The sequence below is a fragment of the Azotobacter tropicalis genome (genome assembly GCF_059739045.1).
Window position 1 is genome coordinate 139,202 of sequence record NZ_AP046059.1, and the last position, 17,611, is coordinate 156,812.

Below are 17,611 nucleotides of genomic sequence, written 5' to 3' on the forward strand. Positions count from 1 at the left end.
GCCTGCTTCACATTTTTACTTCTGGGTACATCCGCAGCCTTGCCCTCGCCCGGCAGGCCGGTAGCATCGGGCTTTCGCAATCGAGGAGTCAGGCATGCGCACGCGACTGGAAAGCTGTTTGCAGAGTATCGACCGGGTGTTGCTGGGCAAGGAGTTGCAGGTGCGGCTGGCCCTGACCTGTCTGCTGGCGCGTGGCCATCTGCTGCTCGAGGACCTGCCCGGCATGGGCAAGACGACCCTCAGCCATGCCCTGGCCAGGGTGCTGGGCCTGGGTTTCCAGCGCATCCAGTTCACCGCCGACCTGCTGCCCGGCGACATTCTCGGTACCTCGGTGTTCGACAAGGAAAGCGCACAGTTCGTCTTTCATCCGGGGCCGATCTTCGCTGAAGTGATCCTGGCCGACGAGATCAACCGGGCTACCCCGAAGAGCCAGAGCGCGCTGCTCGAGGCGATGGAGGAGGGCCAGGTGACCATCGAGGGCGCCACCCGGCCGCTGCCGGCGCCGTTCTTCGTGATCGCCACCCAGAATCCGGTCACTCAGGGCGGTACCTTCGCCCTGCCGGAGTCGCAGCTGGACCGCTTCCTCATGCGCCTGTCGCTGGGCTATCCGGCGCGAGCCGCGGAGAGGGCGCTGCTGCTGGCCGGCTCGGGACGCCAGCGCCTGCCGGAGCTCGAGCCGGTCCTCGACCATGCCGCGCTGGCGGCGATCCAGGCGGAGATCCCCCTGGTGCGGGTCAGCGATGCGCTGGTCGACTATGTGCTGCGGCTGGTCGAGGCCACCCGCAGCCAGCCGCAGTTCGCCTGGGGGCTGTCGCCACGGGGCAGCCTGGCGCTGCTGGCGGCGGCCCGGGCCTGGGCCTATCTCGCCGGGCGCGACTACGTGATCCCGGAGGACGTGCAGGCGGTATTGCCGGCGGTGGCCGGCCACCGTCTGCGCGAGCGGGCCGACCCGGCGGGGCATGGCGGCGGCACGCTGGTGCAGTGGCTGCTGCGCGAGGTGGTGGCAGTCTGATGCCGGCCGAATCCCTGAAAGGCATCCGTCCCCGCTGGTCGGGGCGGATCGTCCGCGCCGCGGGTGGCGTGCGGCTCGACCGCCGCTGCATCTTCATCGTTCCCAGCCGGGTCGGCCTGGCCTTCGGCGTGGCCTTGCTGCTGATGCTGCTGGCGGCGATCAACTACCGCAACAACCTGGCCTATGTGCTGACCTTCCTGCTCGGCTCGGTATTTCTGGTCGGTGTGCTGCACACCTATCGCAACCTGGCCGGGCTGCGCCTGCAGGCCGGGGCGCCGGCGGCGCTGTTCGCCGGCGGGCAGGCGCGCTTTCCGATCCGCCTGGAGAGCGACGGCCGTGCCCATCAGGCGCTGGCGCTGGGCTGGTCGAGCGGCGATCTGCAGCTTCACGACCTGCCTGCCGAGGCTGCCGCCAGCGTGGAGCTGAGCCTGCCCGCGCCGCGCCGCGGCTGGCTGCCGGCGCCGCGCCTGCGGGTCGAGAGCCGCTTTCCGCTGGGGCTGATGGTGGCCTGGAGCTGGATCGATCCGGGGCAGCGCGCGCTGGTCTATCCGCAACCGCTGGCCGGCGACCTGCCGCTGGCCGCCGGCGCGCCGGAGGAAGCCGAGGACGAGGGCCGGCAGGCGCGCGGCGAGGGCGTGGACGACTACCAGGGACTGCGCGCCTATCGCCCCGGCGACTCGAAGCGGCGCCTGGACTGGAAGGCCTATTCCCGCGGCCGGGGCCTGTTGGTCAAGGATTTCGCTGCGCTGGAGGGCCGCGAGTTCTGCCTCGATTTCAGCGCGCTGGCGGGCGACGGCGAAAGCCGCCTGTCGCTGCTCTGCCACTGGGTGCTGGACCTGTCGGAGCAGCAGCGGCCGTTCGTCCTGCAGCTGCCCGGCCAGCGGCTCGGCCCGGCCAGCGGCGAGGCGCACCGCGACGCCTGCCTGCGTGCCCTGGCACTGTACGGGGAGGCGCCATGACGACGGCGAAGTCCGGCGCGGCGCTGCAGCCGATTCCGCGGGTCGGCCTGACCTGGCTGCTGGTCGCCCAGCTCCTGGTGGTCCTGCCGCACCTGGGGCATCTGCCATTGTGGATCGTCGGCCTCTGGCTCGGCTGCGCCGCCTGGCGCATCCAGATCTTCCGCATGCGCGCGGCCCATCCCAACGGCTGGATCAAGGCCGGGCTGATGCTCGGCACCGGCTTCGGCGTGTATCTCTCCCGCGGCGGGCTGGTCGGCCTGGAGGCCGGGGTGGTGCTGCTGATCGCCGCCTTCATCCTCAAGCTGGTGGAGATGCGCAGCCGGCGCGACGCCCTGGTGGTGATCTTCCTCGGCTTCTTCGCACTGGCCACCGCCGGCCTGTTCGAGGACGGCATCCTCGCCGCGCTCTACTACCTGCTGCCGCTCACCGCCCTGCTGGCGGCGCTGATCGGTCTGCAGCAGAGCGCCCTGGCCGCCGACCCCTGGGCCACCCTGCGCCTGGCCGGCGGCCTGCTGCTGCAGGCGGCGCCGCTGATGCTGCTGCTGTTTCTGTTCTTCCCGCGCCTGGAGCCGCTGTGGAGCCTGCCGGGGCCCCGCGAGCGGGGCGTGACCGGGCTGTCCGACAGCATGACGCCCGGCGATATCGCCGAACTCGGCCAGTCCGGCGAGCTGGCCTTTCGTGCCAGCTTCGAGGGGCCGCTGCCCGAACGCAACCGGCTCTACTGGCGGGCGCTGACCCTGGAGCATTTCGACGGGCGGCGCTGGTCGCAGGCCCAGGGGGCGGCGCAGGTCGAGCCGCCGCTCTGGGAGCGGCGCGGCGAGCCGCTCGCCTACAGCATCGTCATGCAGCCGAGCAACCAGCCCTGGCTGTACGGCCTGGACGTCGCCGAGGGCGGGCCGGACGATGCCCGCCTGCTGGCGGATTTTCGTCTGCAGCAGCGCCGCCCGGTGACCCGTCCGCAGCTCTACCGGCTGACCTCCTGGCCGGATGCCCTGCGCGAGCCGGAAGGCTCCGTGCCGGCGCTGCAGCGCGCCCTGCAATTGCCGGAGCAGGGCAATCCGCAGAGCCGCGCCTGGGCCGCCGAGCTGCGCCGCCGCCATCCGGAGCCGGAGGCGCTGGTGCAGGCGCTGCTCGGACATTTCGGCCGCGAAGCCTTCCACTACACCCTGAAGCCGCCGCGGCTGGGGCGCGACAGTGTCGACGAATTCCTGTTCGTCACGCGGCGCGGTTTCTGCGAGCACTTCTCCAGCGCCATGACCTTCGTGCTGCGCGCCGCCGGGATTCCCGCACGGGTGGTCACCGGCTACCAGGGCGGCGAGCTCAACCCGGCCGGCAACTACCTGCTGGTGCACCAGTTCGACGCCCATGCCTGGGTCGAGTACTGGCAGCCGCGGCACGGCTGGACCAGCGTCGATCCGACCTTCCAGGTGGCGCCGGAGCGTATCGAGCGGGGGCTGCAGCAGGCGCTCGGCGAGGAGCAGGGCTTCCTCGAGGAGGCGCCGCTTTCACTGGCGCGCTATCGCGGCATCGAGTGGCTAAACCGATTGCGGCTGTCCTGGGACAACCTGAACTACGGCTGGCAGCGCTGGGTGCTCGGCTACCAGGGCGAGCAGCAGATGCAGGTCCTGCGCAGCTGGTTCGGCAGGGCGGACCTGCGCTTGCTGGGGCTGACCGCCGTTGCCGCGATCGCGGCGACGCTGCTGCTGGTCGCGCTCTGGCTGTTCAAACCCTGGCGGCGCGAGGGCGATGCGCAGCAGCGGCTGTTCCGGCGCTTCGAGAAGCTACTGGCGCGCCACGGCCTGCACCGAGCATCCGGCGAGGGGCCGCGGGCCTTCGCCGAACGGGCGGCGCGGCGCTTGCCGGCCCAGGCCGGGGCGATCCGCGCCTTCGCCGCGCTTTTCGAGGCGCAGCGCTATGCCGGCCGGCAGGGCGCGCCGGGTGAACTGGGACGGGCACTCCGCCAAGTGCGCCGGGCGCTGCCCTGGCGCTCCGGCGAGGGGTGACTTCGGCCGGGCCGGCGCTGGCCGCTCACTCGCCCTTGCGCTGGCAGGCCCGCCAGGCCCGCCGCCAGGCGCCGCTCAGGACGAACCAGGGAAGGTCAGGAACTGCTCGACCAGCAGGTGGGATACGGAGTTCTCCGGGTGCCGGGGGTCCGCGCCGGCCTCGAAGTGGTGACCCTGGGCGATCAGGGCGAGGGCGGCGGACAGGCCGAGCCCGCCGAGGGTCAGCGTCAGCAGATCCCGTTGCACCAGCGCGCTCGCCAGCACTAGGCAGGCCACGACGAACAGGGGCAGGGCGAGCATGTGCAGGGCCAGGTTGGTCTGGTTGTGATGGCAATCCTCGTAGTGTTGCCAGTGTCGGTGCAGATATTCCGCCGCGCGCTTGCCCATGTTCGTACTCCTCTTCGAGTTCGAGGCGATGAGGATCAGTGTAGGCTCCAGGCCGGCTTCTCGCCGGGGCATGGACGAGTGAGCTCCATCGGCGCTGATCGCCTCAGCGGGTGCTTATGTCCGGCAGGCCGAAGAAGCGCCGGGCGCAGGCGGTGCTGTGTCCGGCCAGCGCCTCCTCGGATTCGCCGCGATGGCGGGCGACTTCGCGCAGCACCTCGGGGAGGAAGGCCGGTTCGTTGTGTCCGCTCTTCGGCCGGGGACGCAGGGTGCGTGGCAGCAGGTAAGGCGCATCGCTTTCCAGCATCAGCCGCCCGGCGGGGATTTCCCTCACCAGCGGGGGCAGGTGGGTGCCGCGGCGCTCGTCGCAGATCCAGCCGGTAATGCCGATGTGCAGATCCAGGTCGAGATAGGCGAAGAGGGCCTGACGGTCGCCGGTGAAGCAGTGCACCACGGCTGCCACCAAGCTGTCACGGTAGTGACGGAGAATGGCGACCAGCCGCTCGCTGGCATCGCGCTCATGGAGGAATACCGGTTTGCCGCACTCGACGGCCAGCGCCAACTGCTCCTCCAGGGCCTTTTCCTGCCGGGGACGCGGGGACAGGTCGCGGTTGAAGTCCAGGCCGCACTCGCCGACGGCGCGGATACGCTCTTCCTGCAGCAGGTCGCGCAGCTGGCGAGCCCTGTCGGGCGCCCACTCGCAGGCATCGTGGGGATGGACGCCGGCAGTGGCGAACAGGCGCTCGCCGGTCTCGTCCAGTTGCTGGCAGAGGGTCAGGGCCTGTTCGCTGTCCGCCACGCTGGTGCCGGTCAGAACCAGCTGGCAGACCCCGGCCTGGTAGGCTCGGGCCAGCAGGGCTTCGCGCTCGGGGACGAAGCTGGGATGAGTCAGATTGACGCCGATGTCGACAAGTTGCATGGCAAAATCTCGGAAAATAACGCAGGCAGCATAGCAGAGCCTTTCCGGCGAAATTAAAAAGCCCGTTAAATCAGCAGGTTGATAGTTGTACAGACGAGCTGGCCTGGCCCTGGGCGGCACACTGTGAGACTCTTGGCGGTCCATGCCCTGGGGAACTTGCTCCAGACACAGGGTTCTCATCGCTTTCGTTTGCCTGTCGAACACGGCTTTTTCTGGAGACCGGATGACAACAACAAGAAGAAGACTGCTAATCCTGTCCTGTCTGTTGAGTCTGCTGCCACTTCCGGCGGCAGCGCGCCTGGCCGGGCCGCCGGAGGCCTGGCAGCGGCCGGGAGAGGTCCGCGATCTGCCGCAGGTGCGCACCAGCGGCGTACTGCGGGTGTTGGTGAACCAGAGCCGGAACAGCTCGGGCGAAGTCAATGGACAGCCCATCGGCGTCGAATACCGGCGCTTGCGCGCTTTCGAGCAATACCTCAACCGTACCGCCAAGGACGGTCGCAGCCTCCGCCTGGAGATCATTCCCAAAGCCAAGGACCAGCTGATTGCCGCTCTGCAGCGCGGCGAGGGCGATCTGGTCGCGCCTGGCGAGCTGGTCCCTCTGCGCGGTCAGGGCGACATCAGCCCCAGCGCGCCGATCATGAGCCGGGTTCCGCTGGTCCTGGTCGGTCGTCAAGGCGCACGCCGCTACCGGCGGCTCGATCAGCTGGCCGGCAAGACTCTGGTGCTGCCGGCCGGCAGTGCCGTCGGTGCGGCCGTTCACAAGGTCAACGAGCAGTTGGTGGCGCGCAGGCTGCAACCGATCGGTATCGAGTGGCTTGATCCCAGCCTGGCGGTGGAGGACGTGCTGGAGATGGTGCAGGCCGGCATCTATCCCCTGACTGCAGCGGAACTGCCGATCGCCGAGCGCTGGGCCAAGGTCCTGCCCAAGCTGCAGGTGGAGCCCGAACTAGCCTTCTCCCGCGACGACAACCTGAGCTGGTTCGTGCGCCGCGATGCCGGCGCACTGCGTGCCAGTGTCAATCAGTTCCTCAAGGACTACCGCAGTCCGGCGGATCAGGATGCCGTCTTCCAGCGCACCTACCGACGCCTCTACAAGGTGCACAATCCGTTGGGGGGGACGGGCCCAGGCGACTCGCGAAGGTCCGTCCGGTCCTGCAGCAATATGCCGAACGCAACGATCTCGACTGGCTGAACCTGGCGGCGGTCGCTTTCAAGGAGTCGACCCTGAATCCGGCGGCGCGTGGCGCCGGCAGCGCCACCGGGCTGATGCAGGTCACCCCGGCTGCCGCCCGCAGCGTCGGCGTGGGCAATATCCATCGATTGGAGAACAACGTTCAGGCCAGCGCCCGCTACCTGGCTTCGCTGCGGCGGAAGTTCTTCTCCAGCCCGCGCCTCAACGAGCGCGAGCGCATGGCCTTCACCTTGGCGGCCTACAATGTCGGGCCGCAGCGGGTGCAGCAGATGCGGGCGGAGGCGAAGCGGCGCGGGCTGAACCCCGACCAGTGGTTCTTCCAGGTCGAGCGCGTCGCCGCCGAGCAGGTGGGCATGGGCGTGGTCAGCTACGTGAACAGCGTGAACAAGTACTTCCTCGCCTTCCACCGCGAGCGCAATGTCCTGGAGTCGCAGCCGCGGGTCGCCAGCCGCGACGAGTGACTGGCTGCCCGCTCAGGGCTGCGGCACGGCCAGCGGCCAATGGAACAGGGGGTGATAGAGGCTGCCCTGTTCGTCGCTCGTCGAATGGAACAGCACGAAGCGTTCGGCCGTCCAGGCGAACGTTGGCGGGTTGTCGAGGCGCGGATGCTTTCGGCATTGCCGGGCCAGGGTGAGATGCGGCCAGAAGGCACGCTCGTCGAGAGCGTAGCCGGCGGCGCGCAGCGCACCCTGTAGCTCGCCGGCCAGGCGCATCAGCGCTTCCGGTGGTTGGCCGGTACCCAAGGAGACCAGACCATGCCGGCCGGCCTCCAGACGATCGAGACGTAATTGGAAGCCTTGCCCCTGTACCTGGCCGGCCAGTTGTTGCAGTTCCTCCAGGCGCTCGACCGGCTGGCTGCCGAGAAAGGCCAGGGTCAGGTGCAGATTGCGCTTGGCGACGGGACGACCGTCGAGCCCCAGCCCGGCGCGCCAGGCATCGATCGCCGTGGCCTGCCGGTACGGCAGGGGCAGGCCGAAGAACAGGCGCAGACCCGTGACGTTCATGACGTTCCCTTGTTGTCCTCGACTCAAGGGTAGTCGATCGCAGTCACATACCAGGTCTTCTCCCCGGTGGGCGTCGGCACCCGGACCTCGGCGTCCAGCTCCTTGCCGACCAAGGCGCGGGCGAGCGGCGCGTCGATGCTGATCAGATTCTGTTTCAGGTCCAGCTCGTCCGGGCCGACGATGCGGTAGCGCGTCTGTTCGCCGTCTTCGTCCTCCAAGGTGACCCAGGCGCCGAAGTAGACCTTGTTCGGGTCGGCGGGGCGCTCGCCGACGACTTTGAGCTTCTCCAGTCGCTTGGTGAGAAAACGCACGCGGCTGTCGATTTCCCGCAGCATCTTCTTGCCGTAGGTGTACTCGGCGTTCTCCGAGCGGTCGCCCTGGGCGGCGGCCTCGCTGACCGCCTGGGTCACCTGCGGGCGGCGCACGTGCCAGAGTTCATGCAGCTCGGCGCGCAGGCGCGCCTCGCCTTCGGGGTGATCAGGGGGGTTCCGGCGGGACGGGGAGGGCGATAACGGCTCATGGGCTTGGTTGTGTCGAAAAAACGAGAAGATAGCAAAGCCTGCCGCTGCGCTCAGCCCTCCCGCAGTACCTGCAGCGGGCTGGCGTTCAGGGCGCGGCGGGTGCCCAGCAGGCCGGCAGCGCCCACCAGCAGCGCGCCAAGCGCCGGCAGCAGCAGGAGCCAGGGATGGGGGTGCCACGGCAGGTCGAAGGCGAAACGATAGAGCAGGGCGCTGATCAGTTCGCAGCCCAGCGCGGCGAGCAGGCCGCTGAGTGCTCCCAGCAGGGCGAACTCCAGGCGTCTGGCCTGAGTCAGCAGACGCCGCTCGGCGCCCAGGGCGCGTAGCAGGGCACCCTGGCGGAGGCGCTCGTCGAGAGTGGTCTGTAGCCCGGCGAACAGCACGCAGAGGCCGGCGGCGAGAACGAACAGCAGCACGTATTCCACGGCTAGGGTGACCTGGGCGAGGATGCCGCGCAGCTGGGCGAGCAGGGCCTCGACCTGGAGCAGGGTCACCGTGGGGAAGCTGCGTGCCAGGCGAACCGCCTCGGCGTCTTGGCCAGGCGGCAGGTAGAAGCTGGTCAGGTAGGTGGCCGGCAGGTCCTGTAAGGTGCCGGGCTGGAAAATCATGTAGAAGTTCGGCTGGAAGCTGTCCCAGTGCACTTCGCGCAGGCTGCTGACCCGGGCGTCGCGGGTGATACCACCGACGCTGAAGGTGAGGCGGTCACCGAGCTGGAGCTTGAGGCTCTTGGCCAGTTCGGCCTCGACCGACACGCCGGGCAACTCGCTGTCGTCGAGCTTATCCCACCACTGGCCGGCGCTCAGGCGGTTGTCGGCGGGCAACCTTTCGGCCCAAGTCAGGCTGAGGTCGCGCTGGGTGGCACGCTCGCCGCGCGAGTCCTTGCTGACAATCTGCTTGACCGGTTCGCCGTTGATGGCGGTCAGACGCCCTGCCACCACTGGATAGAGAGGCGCGCTCTGCGGAGCGATACGCGCCACGTCCGCCATGAAGCGTTCCTTTTCTGCCGGCAGGATGTTCAGAGCGAAGTGATTGGGGCTTGCTCCGGCAGCTGGCTCTGCCAGGTGTCCAGCAGCTCGCCGCGCAGCAGGGCGACCAGGGCCATGGCCAGCAGGATCAGGCCGAAGGCCAGGGCCTGCCCGGCGGCGGCAAGGGGCTGGCGCAGCAGCTGGCCGATTCCCAGACGCCAGGCCAGCGGTGCCGTGGCCAGCAAGCGGCGCAGGGTGCGCAGGCCGAACAGCATCAGGCCGCCGAGGGCGAAGGCAGCGAGCAGGCCGCCGCCGATCAGGGCCAGGGTGAGCCGCAGATCCAGGCTCAGTCGCCACATGATCAGACCGAGCGCCAGCAGGGCGGCGCCGTAGGTCAACCAGGCACCGGGCGGCACCGGCAGGAGGTCGCGCCGCAGCACTCGCAGCGGCGGTACCCGGCCGAGAGCGGCGAGCGGTGGCAGGGCGAAGCCGGCCAGGGCCACCAGTCCGGTCGCGCCGCCAGCGAGCGCCGGCAGCAGCCCGGCGGCGGGGACCCCAGTTGGCAGCAGTCCCTGCAGCAGCCGGAACAGCACCTGCTGGGCCAGATAGCCCATCCCGGCACCCAGGCTGCAGGCGAGCAGGCCGAGCAGGCCCAGTTGCAGCCCGTAGAGCGTGAGGGTGGCACGCCGTGACAGGCCGAGGCAGCGTAGCAGGGCACTGGCATCGAAGCGCCGGGTCGCGAAGCGCGCTGCCGACAGGGCCACGGCGATGCCGGCCAGCAGCAGCGCGGCCAGGCTGGCAAGATTCAGATAGCGTTCGCCGCGGGCCAGAGCAGTGCCGATCTGCCGATTGCCGTCGTGCGCATTCTCCAGTCGCTGGCCGGCGACGAGCAGCGGCTGCACCTGCTGGCGATAGGCCTGGAGCGCTTTCGGGCTGCCGCGCCACAGCTCGCGGTAGCGCACCCGGCTGCCGGGCTGCACCACGCCGGTGGCGGCCAGATCGTCGAGGTGCATCAGCACCCGCGGCGTGAGGCTGTAGAAGTTGTCGGAGCGGTCCGGCTCATAAGTGAGGACACGGGTCAGGCGCAGGCTCTTCTCGCCTACCTCGAAGCGGTCGCCGACCCTGAGGTTCAGGGCGGCCAGCAGGCGCGCCTCGGCCCAGGCCTCGCCGGGGGCAGGGCCCTGGCCGGGGGTATCCGGCTGGTAGGGAGCCGGCGCGCTCTTCAGCTCCCCGCGCAACGGGTAGGCACTGTCGGCTGCCTTGACACTGGCCAGCTGGATGGCGGCCTCGGTGGCGATCACGCTGGAGAATTCGACGACCCTGGCATGCTCCAGCCCGAGTGCCGTGCCGGCCGTCAGCTGCTCCGCAGAGGCTGGAGAGCTGCCGCTCAGGCGCAGATCGGCACCGAGGAATTCGGTGGCGCGCAGCAGCATGCCGGCATTCAGGCGCGCACCGAAATAACCGATGGCGGTGGTTGCTGTCACCGCCACCAGCAGGGCGAAGAACAGTACCCGCAACTCCCCGGCGCGGGCGTCGCGCAGCAATTGACGGACAGCCAGGCTCAGCAGGCGGCGGAGCGATAGGTCCATTCAGGGCTCCGAAGCGACCAGGCGCCCGGCCTCCAGGCGTATGGAGTGCTGGCAGCGCCGCGCGAGTCGCGTGTCGTGGGTGACCAGTACCAGTGTGGTGCCGCGCTCTTGGTTAAGGGCGAAGAGAAGGTCGCTGATCCGCTCGCCGGTCTGGCTGTCGAGATTGCCGGTCGGCTCGTCGGCAAAGAGGATGTCCGGCTCGGCGGCGAAGGCGCGGGCGATGGCGACACGCTGCTGCTCGCCGCCGGAGAGCTGCTTCGGGTAGTGGGTGAGGCGTTGATCGAGCCCTACCCGCTCGAGCAACTGGCGGGCACGGTCGCGGGCGTCGGAGCGGCCCTCCAGCTCGAGAGGGAGCATGACGTTCGCCAGGGCGTCGAGCGTATCGAGCAACTGGAACGACTGGAAGACGAAACCGACATGCTCGGCACGGATGCGTGCCCGGCGATCTTCGTCCAGCCTGGCGAGGCTGTGACCGGCCAGCACAACCTCGCCGGCGCTGGGCAGGTCGAGTCCGGCCAGCAGGCCGAGCAGGGTCGATTTGCCGGAGCCGGAGCTGCCGACGATGGCCAGGCTGGCCCCATGGGGAAGGTCGAGATCGAGCCCGTGGAGGATGACCAGCTCGCCTTCCGCACTGGAAACCACTTTGCTAAGGTTGCGCGCAACAAGAATGCTCGGGTTCATGGAGATTCCAATGCGTGGATGGTTGCTGGGCGGTGTTCTTGCTTCGCTGCTCTTCTGGGCGCATGGGGCGCTGGCGGGGACGGTGCTGGTTGTCGGCGATAGTATCAGCGCCGCTTTGGGTGTGGAAACCAGCCAGGGCTGGGTCTCCCTGCTGGAGCGGCGTCTCGCCGAGCGCGGTCTGACGCACCGTGTGGTGAATGCCTCGATCAGCGGCGACACCAGTGCCGGCGGCCTTGCGCGCCTCCCTACGCTGCTCGCCACTCACCATCCGGAGCTGGTCATCATCGAGCTGGGTGGGAACGATGGCCTGCGTGGGCAGTCGCCACAGCAATTGCAACAGAATCTTGCAGCGATGATCGACCACTCGCGCTCCAGCGGAGCGCAGGTCTTGCTGCTGGGCATGCAACTGCCGCCGAACTACGGACCTCGCTATAACCTGGCCTTCAGCCGGGTCTATGCGGCCCTGGCCGAGGAGAAGCAGATATCGCTGGTACCGTTCTTTCTCGATGGGGTTGGTGGTGTGCCCGGGATGATGCAGGCCGATGGCATACATCCGACCGCGAAGGCCCAGTCGAAGATGCTGGACAATCTCTGGCCTGCCTTGGAGCCGCTGCTCTGATCTGGGGAGAGAGCTCTTTGTGAAAGGGGCTTTGCGGACTTTTCCGCGCATGCCCTTTCGGCTAATGTTGCGCCCCCTTTCTGGAGCCCCCGATGCCGCGCCTTGCCTGGTCTTTGCACGCTTACTACCTGATCGAGCCGGATGAACAGCTCGATCTGTTCGCCTGTCGCGAGGTGCGTCTGCACCTGGTTGGTCGCCAGCTGGAGCTTGGCGGTCAGATCGATCGGACGCTATGTGGCAATCTGCTGCCCGCACAGCCGCGCTGGCGCGGGCTTACCAAGCCGCTGTTGCGCGATGATCGGCTGTGTCCAGCCTGCCGGGCAGCGCTGGAGGCGCAGCGTCGGGGCGATTGCTTAGGCTGGTCGATACCCTGGGTTCTTGGCTAAATCGTCCAGTGATGCGGTACAATCAGGCATTCTCACTTGGGCTACCCATGCCAAGGACTGTTCCGATGCTTGCGCGTGTTGCTGCTTCCCTGTCTTTTTCAGCTCTGTTGAGTGCTCCTCTGGCGGCTCTGGAGCTGCCCCTTCCTCCACCCGGCGAGGATGTGGTCGGGCAGGTGCAGGTCATCAAGGCCAAGTATGAGGACACCTTTGCCGATATCGCCCAGGCCAACGACCTTGGCTATCTGGAGATGGTTGCGGCCAATCCGGGGGTGGATCCCTGGCTGCCGGGAGCGGGCACCGAAGTGCTCCTGCCGACGCGCTATATTTTGCCGCCCGGCCCGAGGGAAGGGATCGTCATCAATCTGGCCGAGTACCGCATGTACTACTTCCCCAAGGATCAGAATGTAGTGCATACCTTCCCCCTGGGGATCGGACGTGAAGGATGGGGATCGCCCATCGCCGAAACCCGTATCACCGGCAAGGTCAAGGACCCCGCCTGGTATCCGCCGAAATCGATCCGCGAAGAGCATGCTGCGGACGGCGACCCGCTGCCGACCGTGGTCCCGGCCGGTCCGGACAATCCCTTGGGACCCTTCAAGTTCACTCTGGGTTTGTCCGGCTATCTGATTCATGGCTCGAACAAGAAATTCGGTATCGGTATGCGGGTCAGCCATGGCTGTTTCCGCATGCTGAACCACAATGTATTGCAGTTGGCGAGCATGGCCCCGGTGGGCACTAAGGTGCGCATCATCAATGAGCCCTACAAGTTTGGTATCTCGGGCGGCAAGGTTTACCTTGAGGCTCATGCTCCGCTGGAAGATGACACCGAGAAGTCTTCCGTGGTGGACAAGCATGCAGCTCTGGTTGACGAGTTGCTCAAGCGTAATGACTTGTTGGGTCAGCGGCGACTGGACTGGGAAGTTGTGCGAGAAGTCGTGGCTGCAGAAGATGGTTTACCGGTCGAAATATCCGGGAGCGATTCGGGGTTGGCCAGCACTACTACTAATGAGTCGCCTCTCTGAGAGTTGTTCTAGGCTTTAGGTGGCCAATACTGCCTTAGTCTTATTTGCCGTATCCAAATAAAAAGCCGACCCATTCGTGGGTCGGCTTTTTGTTTCGAGCGAAACAATTACTTGCGGCTGGCTTTTTCCAGCATGCGCAGGGCGCGCTCGTTGGCTTCGTCAGCGGTCTGCTGAGCGCGCTGAGCTGCTGCCAAGGCTTCGTCGGCCTTGCGGTAGGCTTCATCGGCGCGAGCCTGAGCGCGAGCAGCGGCATCTTCGGTAGCGGTGATGCGAGCTTCGGTTTCCTTGGAGGCGCTGCTGCAACCGGCGGCCAGCAGGGCGGCCAGGGTCAGAGCGGAAATTTTCAGAGCGTTGTTCATCGTGTTCCCCTTTTGAGGTGGCTTTCATCTTAAAAGCAATTTCCCATGCGAGGGAAATTCGCCGAGCAACATACTACCTATAACTTTTAGTAAGTAAACTGAGCATGTGCAAGACTGCTATGTTTTTTTTCGAACGAATCCAAAGGGTTCACGAATTTGTCTAAAATTTATCCAAAATTATGCACTCCAAGGTTCTGTTACGATTGAAAATTACTTGATGGAGCGACCTTGGACGATTGTGCTGTTGCTTCTCTCTGTACATGGCAGTGAGGGCTCAGGAAGGTCCTTGCTGCTCATCTGATCGGCGAGCGGTTTTCCCAGAGGCATGCTACACAGAAAACAAAAATTTGTTGGTCATGTACAGAGATAAAATTCAGTACTTTTCGTCGAAGTAAGCGCGTAAGGTGCATGGCGTACAAAAATAAGACAAGACTTGAGGGGAGACGGAATGAGCGAGGCATTATCCATTCACCATGATCGGGCCGGACATCAGTTCGAGACTGTCGTAGATGGGCACCGTGCCTATTTGGCCTATATGGATCTAGGAAAAAATACCTTAGATATCTACCGCACCTATGTTCCCACTTCCTTGCGCGGTCGGGGTATTGCAGCTGCCTTGACGGCTGAGGCGCTCGATTACGCCAAGCGTATGGGGTATACGGTGATTCCGTCCTGCTCTTACGTCGAGCGCTACATTGAGCGTCAGCAGCACCAGCCGTGAATAGAGGCATGAAAACAGTAAAACGCCGGGATTGTCCCGGCGTTGTTGTTTTTTGATGCTCAGGGGCGCTTCCGTTTCGGCAACACATCCTTGAGCTTGGCATGCATTTCTCGTACTGCCGTGACCGTGGCATCCCAATCGATGCAAGCATCGGTGATGGAGACCCCATATTTGAGATCGTCCAGATTGGCGGGAATCGACTGGCTGCCCCAGCCCAGGTTGCTTTCCACCATCAGGCCGATAATGGATGTATTGCCCTCGAGAATCTGGTTGGCGACGTTAGACATTACCAAGGGCTGCAGAGCGGGGTCCTTGTTCGAGTTGGCGTGGCTGCAATCCACCATGATGTTCGGCAGGATGCCGCCTTTGCTCAGTTCCTGCTCGCAAATAGCAACGCTGACCGAATCGTAGTTGGGCTTGCCGTTGCCGCCGCGCAGCACGACGTGTCCGTAGGTGTTCCCCTTGGTAGCCACGATGGAGACGCTGCCCTGTTGGTTGATGCCAAGGAAGCGATGAGGCCTGGATACCGATTGCAGGGCGTTGATTGCGACGGTCAGGCTGCCATCCGTGCCGTTCTTGAAGCCGACGGCAGACGAGAGGCCGGAGGCCAGCTCGCGGTGTGTTTGGGATTCGGTGGTACGAGCGCCGATGGCCGACCAGCTGAACAGGTCCTGCAGGTACTGCGGGGAAATCGGATCCAGGGCCTCGCCGGCAGTCGGAAGTCCCATTTCGGCGATATCGAGCAGCAGCTGGCGGGCGATGTGCAGCCCCTCTTGAATCTTGAAAGTGTCATCTAGGTAGGGGTCGTTGATCAAACCTTTCCAGCCGACGGTGGTGCGGGGTTTCTCGAAGTAGACGCGCATCACCAGGAACAGGGTATCGGAAACCTCGGCGGCGAGGGTCTTAAGCCGCTCCGCGTATTCGTGTGCCGCCTTGACATCATGAATGGAGCACGGGCCGACCACCACGAACAGGCGATGGTCTTTGCCGTCGAGAATGTTGCGGATGACTTCGCGACCGCAGGAGACGGTGTTCATGGCGATAGCGCTCAGAGGAATCTCGGCCTTGAGCTGCTCGGGAGTGATCAGGGGGTCGTTGGAGACAATATTGATGTCATTGATCGGTAAATCAGCCATCGGGTTACTCGTCAGGTCACGGTGCCGGCCGCCAGCATCCCCGCGCGGCGGGGCACGGCATGTCAGGCAATGGGGAAGGAAAGAACCTTAACGCGTTATGCGCGACGTCGACAATGGGCTTTCGAAGAATACCGAGAGGAGAAATATGTCGGCTTTTCCGGGCGGGTTGAACTGCCAGTCGAAACCCGAATGCGACCGAGCTGACAAAGCGTCTGGATTTATTCGATAAACTATCAATAATGGTTATAAGAATGCTGTCATTTTGCGGGCGTTCGTTATCTGGGTTTGAGGAAAAGCCATGAAGCTTCAGCAACTACGTTACATCTGGGAAGTTGCTCATCACGATCTCAATGTCTCAGCCACCGCCCAAAGTCTTTACACGTCGCAGCCCGGAATCAGCAAGCAGATCCGTCTCCTGGAGGATGAGTTGGGGGTGGAGGTTTTTGCGCGTAGCGGCAAGCATCTGACACGGGTGACGCCGGCTGGCGAGCGAATCATCACCACTGCCGGGGAAATCCTGCGCAAGGTAGAAAGCATCAAGCAGATCGCCCAGGAGTTCTCCAACGAGAAGAAGGGCACCCTGTCCATCGCAACCACTCACACGCAGGCGCGCTATGCCTTGCCCCCGGTAATCAGTGCCTTCATCCGGCAGTATCCGGAGGTTTCCCTGCACATGCACCAGGGGACACCGACGCAGATCGCCGAAATGGCGGCCGACGGAACCGTCGACTTCGCCATCGCTACCGAAGGGCTGGAGCTGTTCAGCGACCTGATCATGATGCCCTGCTACCGCTGGAACCGTTGTGTGGTGGTGCCGCAGGGGCATCCCTTGACCAAGCTGCCCAAGCTGACGCTGGAGGCGGTGGCCGAATATCCCATCGTTACCTATGTGTTCGGCTTTACCGGGCGTTCCAAGCTGGACGAGGCCTTCCTCAATCGCGGCCTGACCCCCAAGGTGGTGTTCACCGCCGCCGATGCCGATGTCATCAAGACCTATGTGCGGCTCGGTCTGGGCGTGGGCATTGTGGCCCGCATGGCCGTGGACGAAAGGCTCGACAGCGATCTGGTTGCCCTGGACGCCAGCGAACTCTTCGAGTCCAGCGTGACCAAGATCGCCTTCCGTCGTGGCACCTTCCTGCGCGGCTTCATGTGCGACTTCATCGAGAAGTTCGCCCCACACCTGACCCGGCCGGTCCTGAGCAAAGCCATGCAGTGTCACAATAAGGCCGAACTGGATGAGTTGTTCGAGGGAATCGAACTGCCGGTATATTGATGGGGCGAATGCTGGCCGGATCAGCCTTTGCCGATCAGGTTTCCGGCATGTAGCCCGCATTCCTTGTGGGTGGCTTCCTCCCACCACCAGCGGCCTTCGCGCTCGTGCTGGTTGGGCAATACCGGACGGGTGCAGGGTTCGCAGCCGATGCTGATGTAGCCCCGTTCATGCAGCGGGTTGTAGGGGATTTCCAGCATGCGGATATAGCCCCAGACCTCTTCGCTGCTCATCTGTGCCAGCGGATTGAACTTGTACAGCGACTTGTCCGGGGAGGAGAAGGCTCCATCCACTTCGAATTCGGCGACCAGGCTGCGGGTCCCGGGACTTTGGTCGCGACGTTGCCCGGTGGCCCAGGCGTCGACGGTGGCCAGTTTGCGCCTGAGTGGCTCGATCTTGCGGATGCCGCAGCATTCGCCGTGACCATCCTTGTAGAAGCTGAACAGTCCTTTTTCCCTGACCAGGGGTTCGAGCAGGCGGGCATCGGGCGAGAGCACTTCGATGCTCATGCCATAATGCTCGCGCACCTGTTCGATGAACCGGTAGGTTTCTGGGTGTAGGCGGCCGGTGTCCAGAGTGAAGACCTTGACGTTCTTGTTGAGTTTCCAGGCCATGTCGACCAGCACCACATCTTCGGCGCCACTGAAAGAGATCCACAGCTCGTCGCCGAAATGATCGAAAGCGATCTGCAGAATGTCCTGGGGCGATTTGCCGGCACAGGCGGCGGCTAGTTCGGCGGTATTCACGGCTTGCTTCATCAGGCGGTTTTCCTAAGTATCGTGAGCGGCTGGGGATTGTGCGTCGCGCATGCTAGCAAAGGAAGTTTCCTCCCCTAAATAGCCGATCTCCAGCGGCAGGTTCGTTTTCGTTAT

15 protein-coding genes and 3 pseudogenes are annotated in these 17,611 nt (G+C 65.2%); 9 read left to right on the forward strand and 9 right to left on the reverse strand.

All coding sequences use genetic code 11. The annotated features are described in order from the left end of the window. Positions 1-94 precede the first annotated feature (94 nt). The 3 genes from Atro_RS00660 to Atro_RS00670 are packed head-to-tail and all read left to right on the forward strand — an operon-like array spanning position 95 to position 3,974. Complete coding sequence (locus Atro_RS00660; RefSeq protein WP_497925999.1) at positions 95-1,012, forward strand: AAA family ATPase; 918 nt, start codon at positions 95-97, stop codon at positions 1,010-1,012. Then, positions 1,012-1,971 (forward strand): DUF58 domain-containing protein, encoded by a 960-nt coding sequence (locus Atro_RS00665; RefSeq protein WP_497926000.1) that lies wholly within the window; start codon positions 1,012-1,014, stop codon positions 1,969-1,971. The genes Atro_RS00660 and Atro_RS00665 overlap by 1 nt, the downstream gene beginning before the upstream one ends. After that, positions 1,968-3,974: a transglutaminase TgpA family protein gene (locus Atro_RS00670; protein WP_497926001.1), complete on the forward strand. Its 2,007-nt coding sequence runs from the start codon at positions 1,968-1,970 to the stop codon at positions 3,972-3,974. The genes Atro_RS00665 and Atro_RS00670 overlap by 4 nt, the downstream gene beginning before the upstream one ends. Positions 3,975-4,049: 75 nt before the next feature. Here the strand turns inward: Atro_RS00670 and Atro_RS00675 are convergent, their stop codons facing one another. Then, entirely contained in the window at positions 4,050-4,433 is a 384-nt protein-coding gene (locus Atro_RS00675; protein WP_497926002.1) for a hypothetical protein, read from the reverse strand. 31 nt (positions 4,434-4,464) lie between these two features. Next, positions 4,465-5,277, reverse strand: coding sequence for a TatD family hydrolase (locus tag Atro_RS00680; protein WP_497926003.1), 813 nt, complete (start codon positions 5,275-5,277; stop codon positions 4,465-4,467). Positions 5,278-5,500: 223 nt separating this feature from the next. Here Atro_RS00680 and Atro_RS00685 point away from each other — a divergent pair. Further along, a pseudogene (locus Atro_RS00685) lies at positions 5,501-6,930 on the forward strand (MltF family protein). 12 nt (positions 6,931-6,942) lie between these two features. On the opposite strand, the gene thpR reads toward Atro_RS00685, so the two are convergent. The 4 genes and pseudogenes from thpR to Atro_RS00705 all read right to left on the reverse strand — a co-directional run bounded on the left by thpR (position 6,943) and on the right by Atro_RS00705 (position 11,226). After that, the gene (thpR, locus tag Atro_RS00690; protein WP_497926004.1) at positions 6,943-7,473 is read right to left on the reverse strand and encodes an RNA 2',3'-cyclic phosphodiesterase; all 531 of its coding nucleotides are present in this window, start codon (positions 7,471-7,473) and stop codon (positions 6,943-6,945) included. A 23-nt stretch (positions 7,474-7,496) separates the two neighbouring features. After that, positions 7,497-7,993, reverse strand: a pseudogene (gene greB / locus Atro_RS00695) (transcription elongation factor GreB). A 51-nt stretch (positions 7,994-8,044) separates the two neighbouring features. Beyond that, positions 8,045-10,545 (reverse strand): annotated as a pseudogene (locus Atro_RS00700) (ABC transporter permease). After that, entirely contained in the window at positions 10,546-11,226 is a 681-nt protein-coding gene (locus tag Atro_RS00705; RefSeq protein WP_497926005.1) for an ABC transporter ATP-binding protein, read from the reverse strand. Between the two features lie 10 nt (positions 11,227-11,236). Between Atro_RS00705 and Atro_RS00710 the strand changes: the two genes are divergently transcribed. The 3 genes from Atro_RS00710 (at position 11,237) to Atro_RS00720 (ending at position 13,253) form a co-directional block, all read left to right on the forward strand. Next, positions 11,237-11,845, forward strand: coding sequence for an arylesterase (locus tag Atro_RS00710; RefSeq protein WP_497926006.1), 609 nt, complete (start codon positions 11,237-11,239; stop codon positions 11,843-11,845). A 92-nt stretch (positions 11,846-11,937) separates the two neighbouring features. Beyond that, positions 11,938-12,231 (forward strand): hypothetical protein, encoded by a 294-nt coding sequence (locus tag Atro_RS00715; protein WP_497926007.1) that lies wholly within the window; start codon positions 11,938-11,940, stop codon positions 12,229-12,231. Between the two features lie 65 nt (positions 12,232-12,296). Continuing rightward, complete coding sequence (locus Atro_RS00720) at positions 12,297-13,253, forward strand: L,D-transpeptidase family protein (RefSeq protein ID WP_497926008.1); 957 nt, start codon at positions 12,297-12,299, stop codon at positions 13,251-13,253. 107 nt (positions 13,254-13,360) lie between these two features. Here Atro_RS00720 and Atro_RS00725 read toward each other — a convergent pair whose 3' ends face one another. Then, positions 13,361-13,612 (reverse strand): Lpp/OprI family alanine-zipper lipoprotein, encoded by a 252-nt coding sequence (locus tag Atro_RS00725; protein ID WP_039804550.1) that lies wholly within the window; start codon positions 13,610-13,612, stop codon positions 13,361-13,363. A 448-nt stretch (positions 13,613-14,060) separates the two neighbouring features. On the opposite strand from Atro_RS00725, the gene Atro_RS00730 reads away from it, so the two are divergent. Then, a complete protein-coding gene (locus tag Atro_RS00730) occupies positions 14,061-14,333 on the forward strand; it encodes a GNAT family N-acetyltransferase (protein ID WP_497926009.1) in 273 nt (90 codons plus the stop codon). Positions 14,334-14,392: 59 nt separating this feature from the next. Here Atro_RS00730 and Atro_RS00735 read toward each other — a convergent pair whose 3' ends face one another. Continuing rightward, positions 14,393-15,469 carry a 3-deoxy-7-phosphoheptulonate synthase gene (locus tag Atro_RS00735; protein WP_497926010.1) on the reverse strand — a complete coding sequence of 359 codons (1,077 nt, stop codon included), beginning with the start codon at positions 15,467-15,469 and terminating at the stop codon, positions 14,393-14,395. 298 nt (positions 15,470-15,767) lie between these two features. Between Atro_RS00735 and cysB the strand changes: the two genes are divergently transcribed. Continuing rightward, positions 15,768-16,742, forward strand: a complete 975-nt coding sequence (gene cysB / locus Atro_RS00740; protein ID WP_497926011.1) for an HTH-type transcriptional regulator CysB — start codon at positions 15,768-15,770, stop codon at positions 16,740-16,742. A gap of 20 nt (positions 16,743-16,762) precedes the next feature. Here the strand turns inward: cysB and Atro_RS00745 are convergent, their stop codons facing one another. Next, positions 16,763-17,497, reverse strand: coding sequence for a phosphoadenylyl-sulfate reductase (locus Atro_RS00745; RefSeq protein WP_497926012.1), 735 nt, complete (start codon positions 17,495-17,497; stop codon positions 16,763-16,765). Between the last annotated feature and the right edge of the window lie 114 nt (positions 17,498-17,611).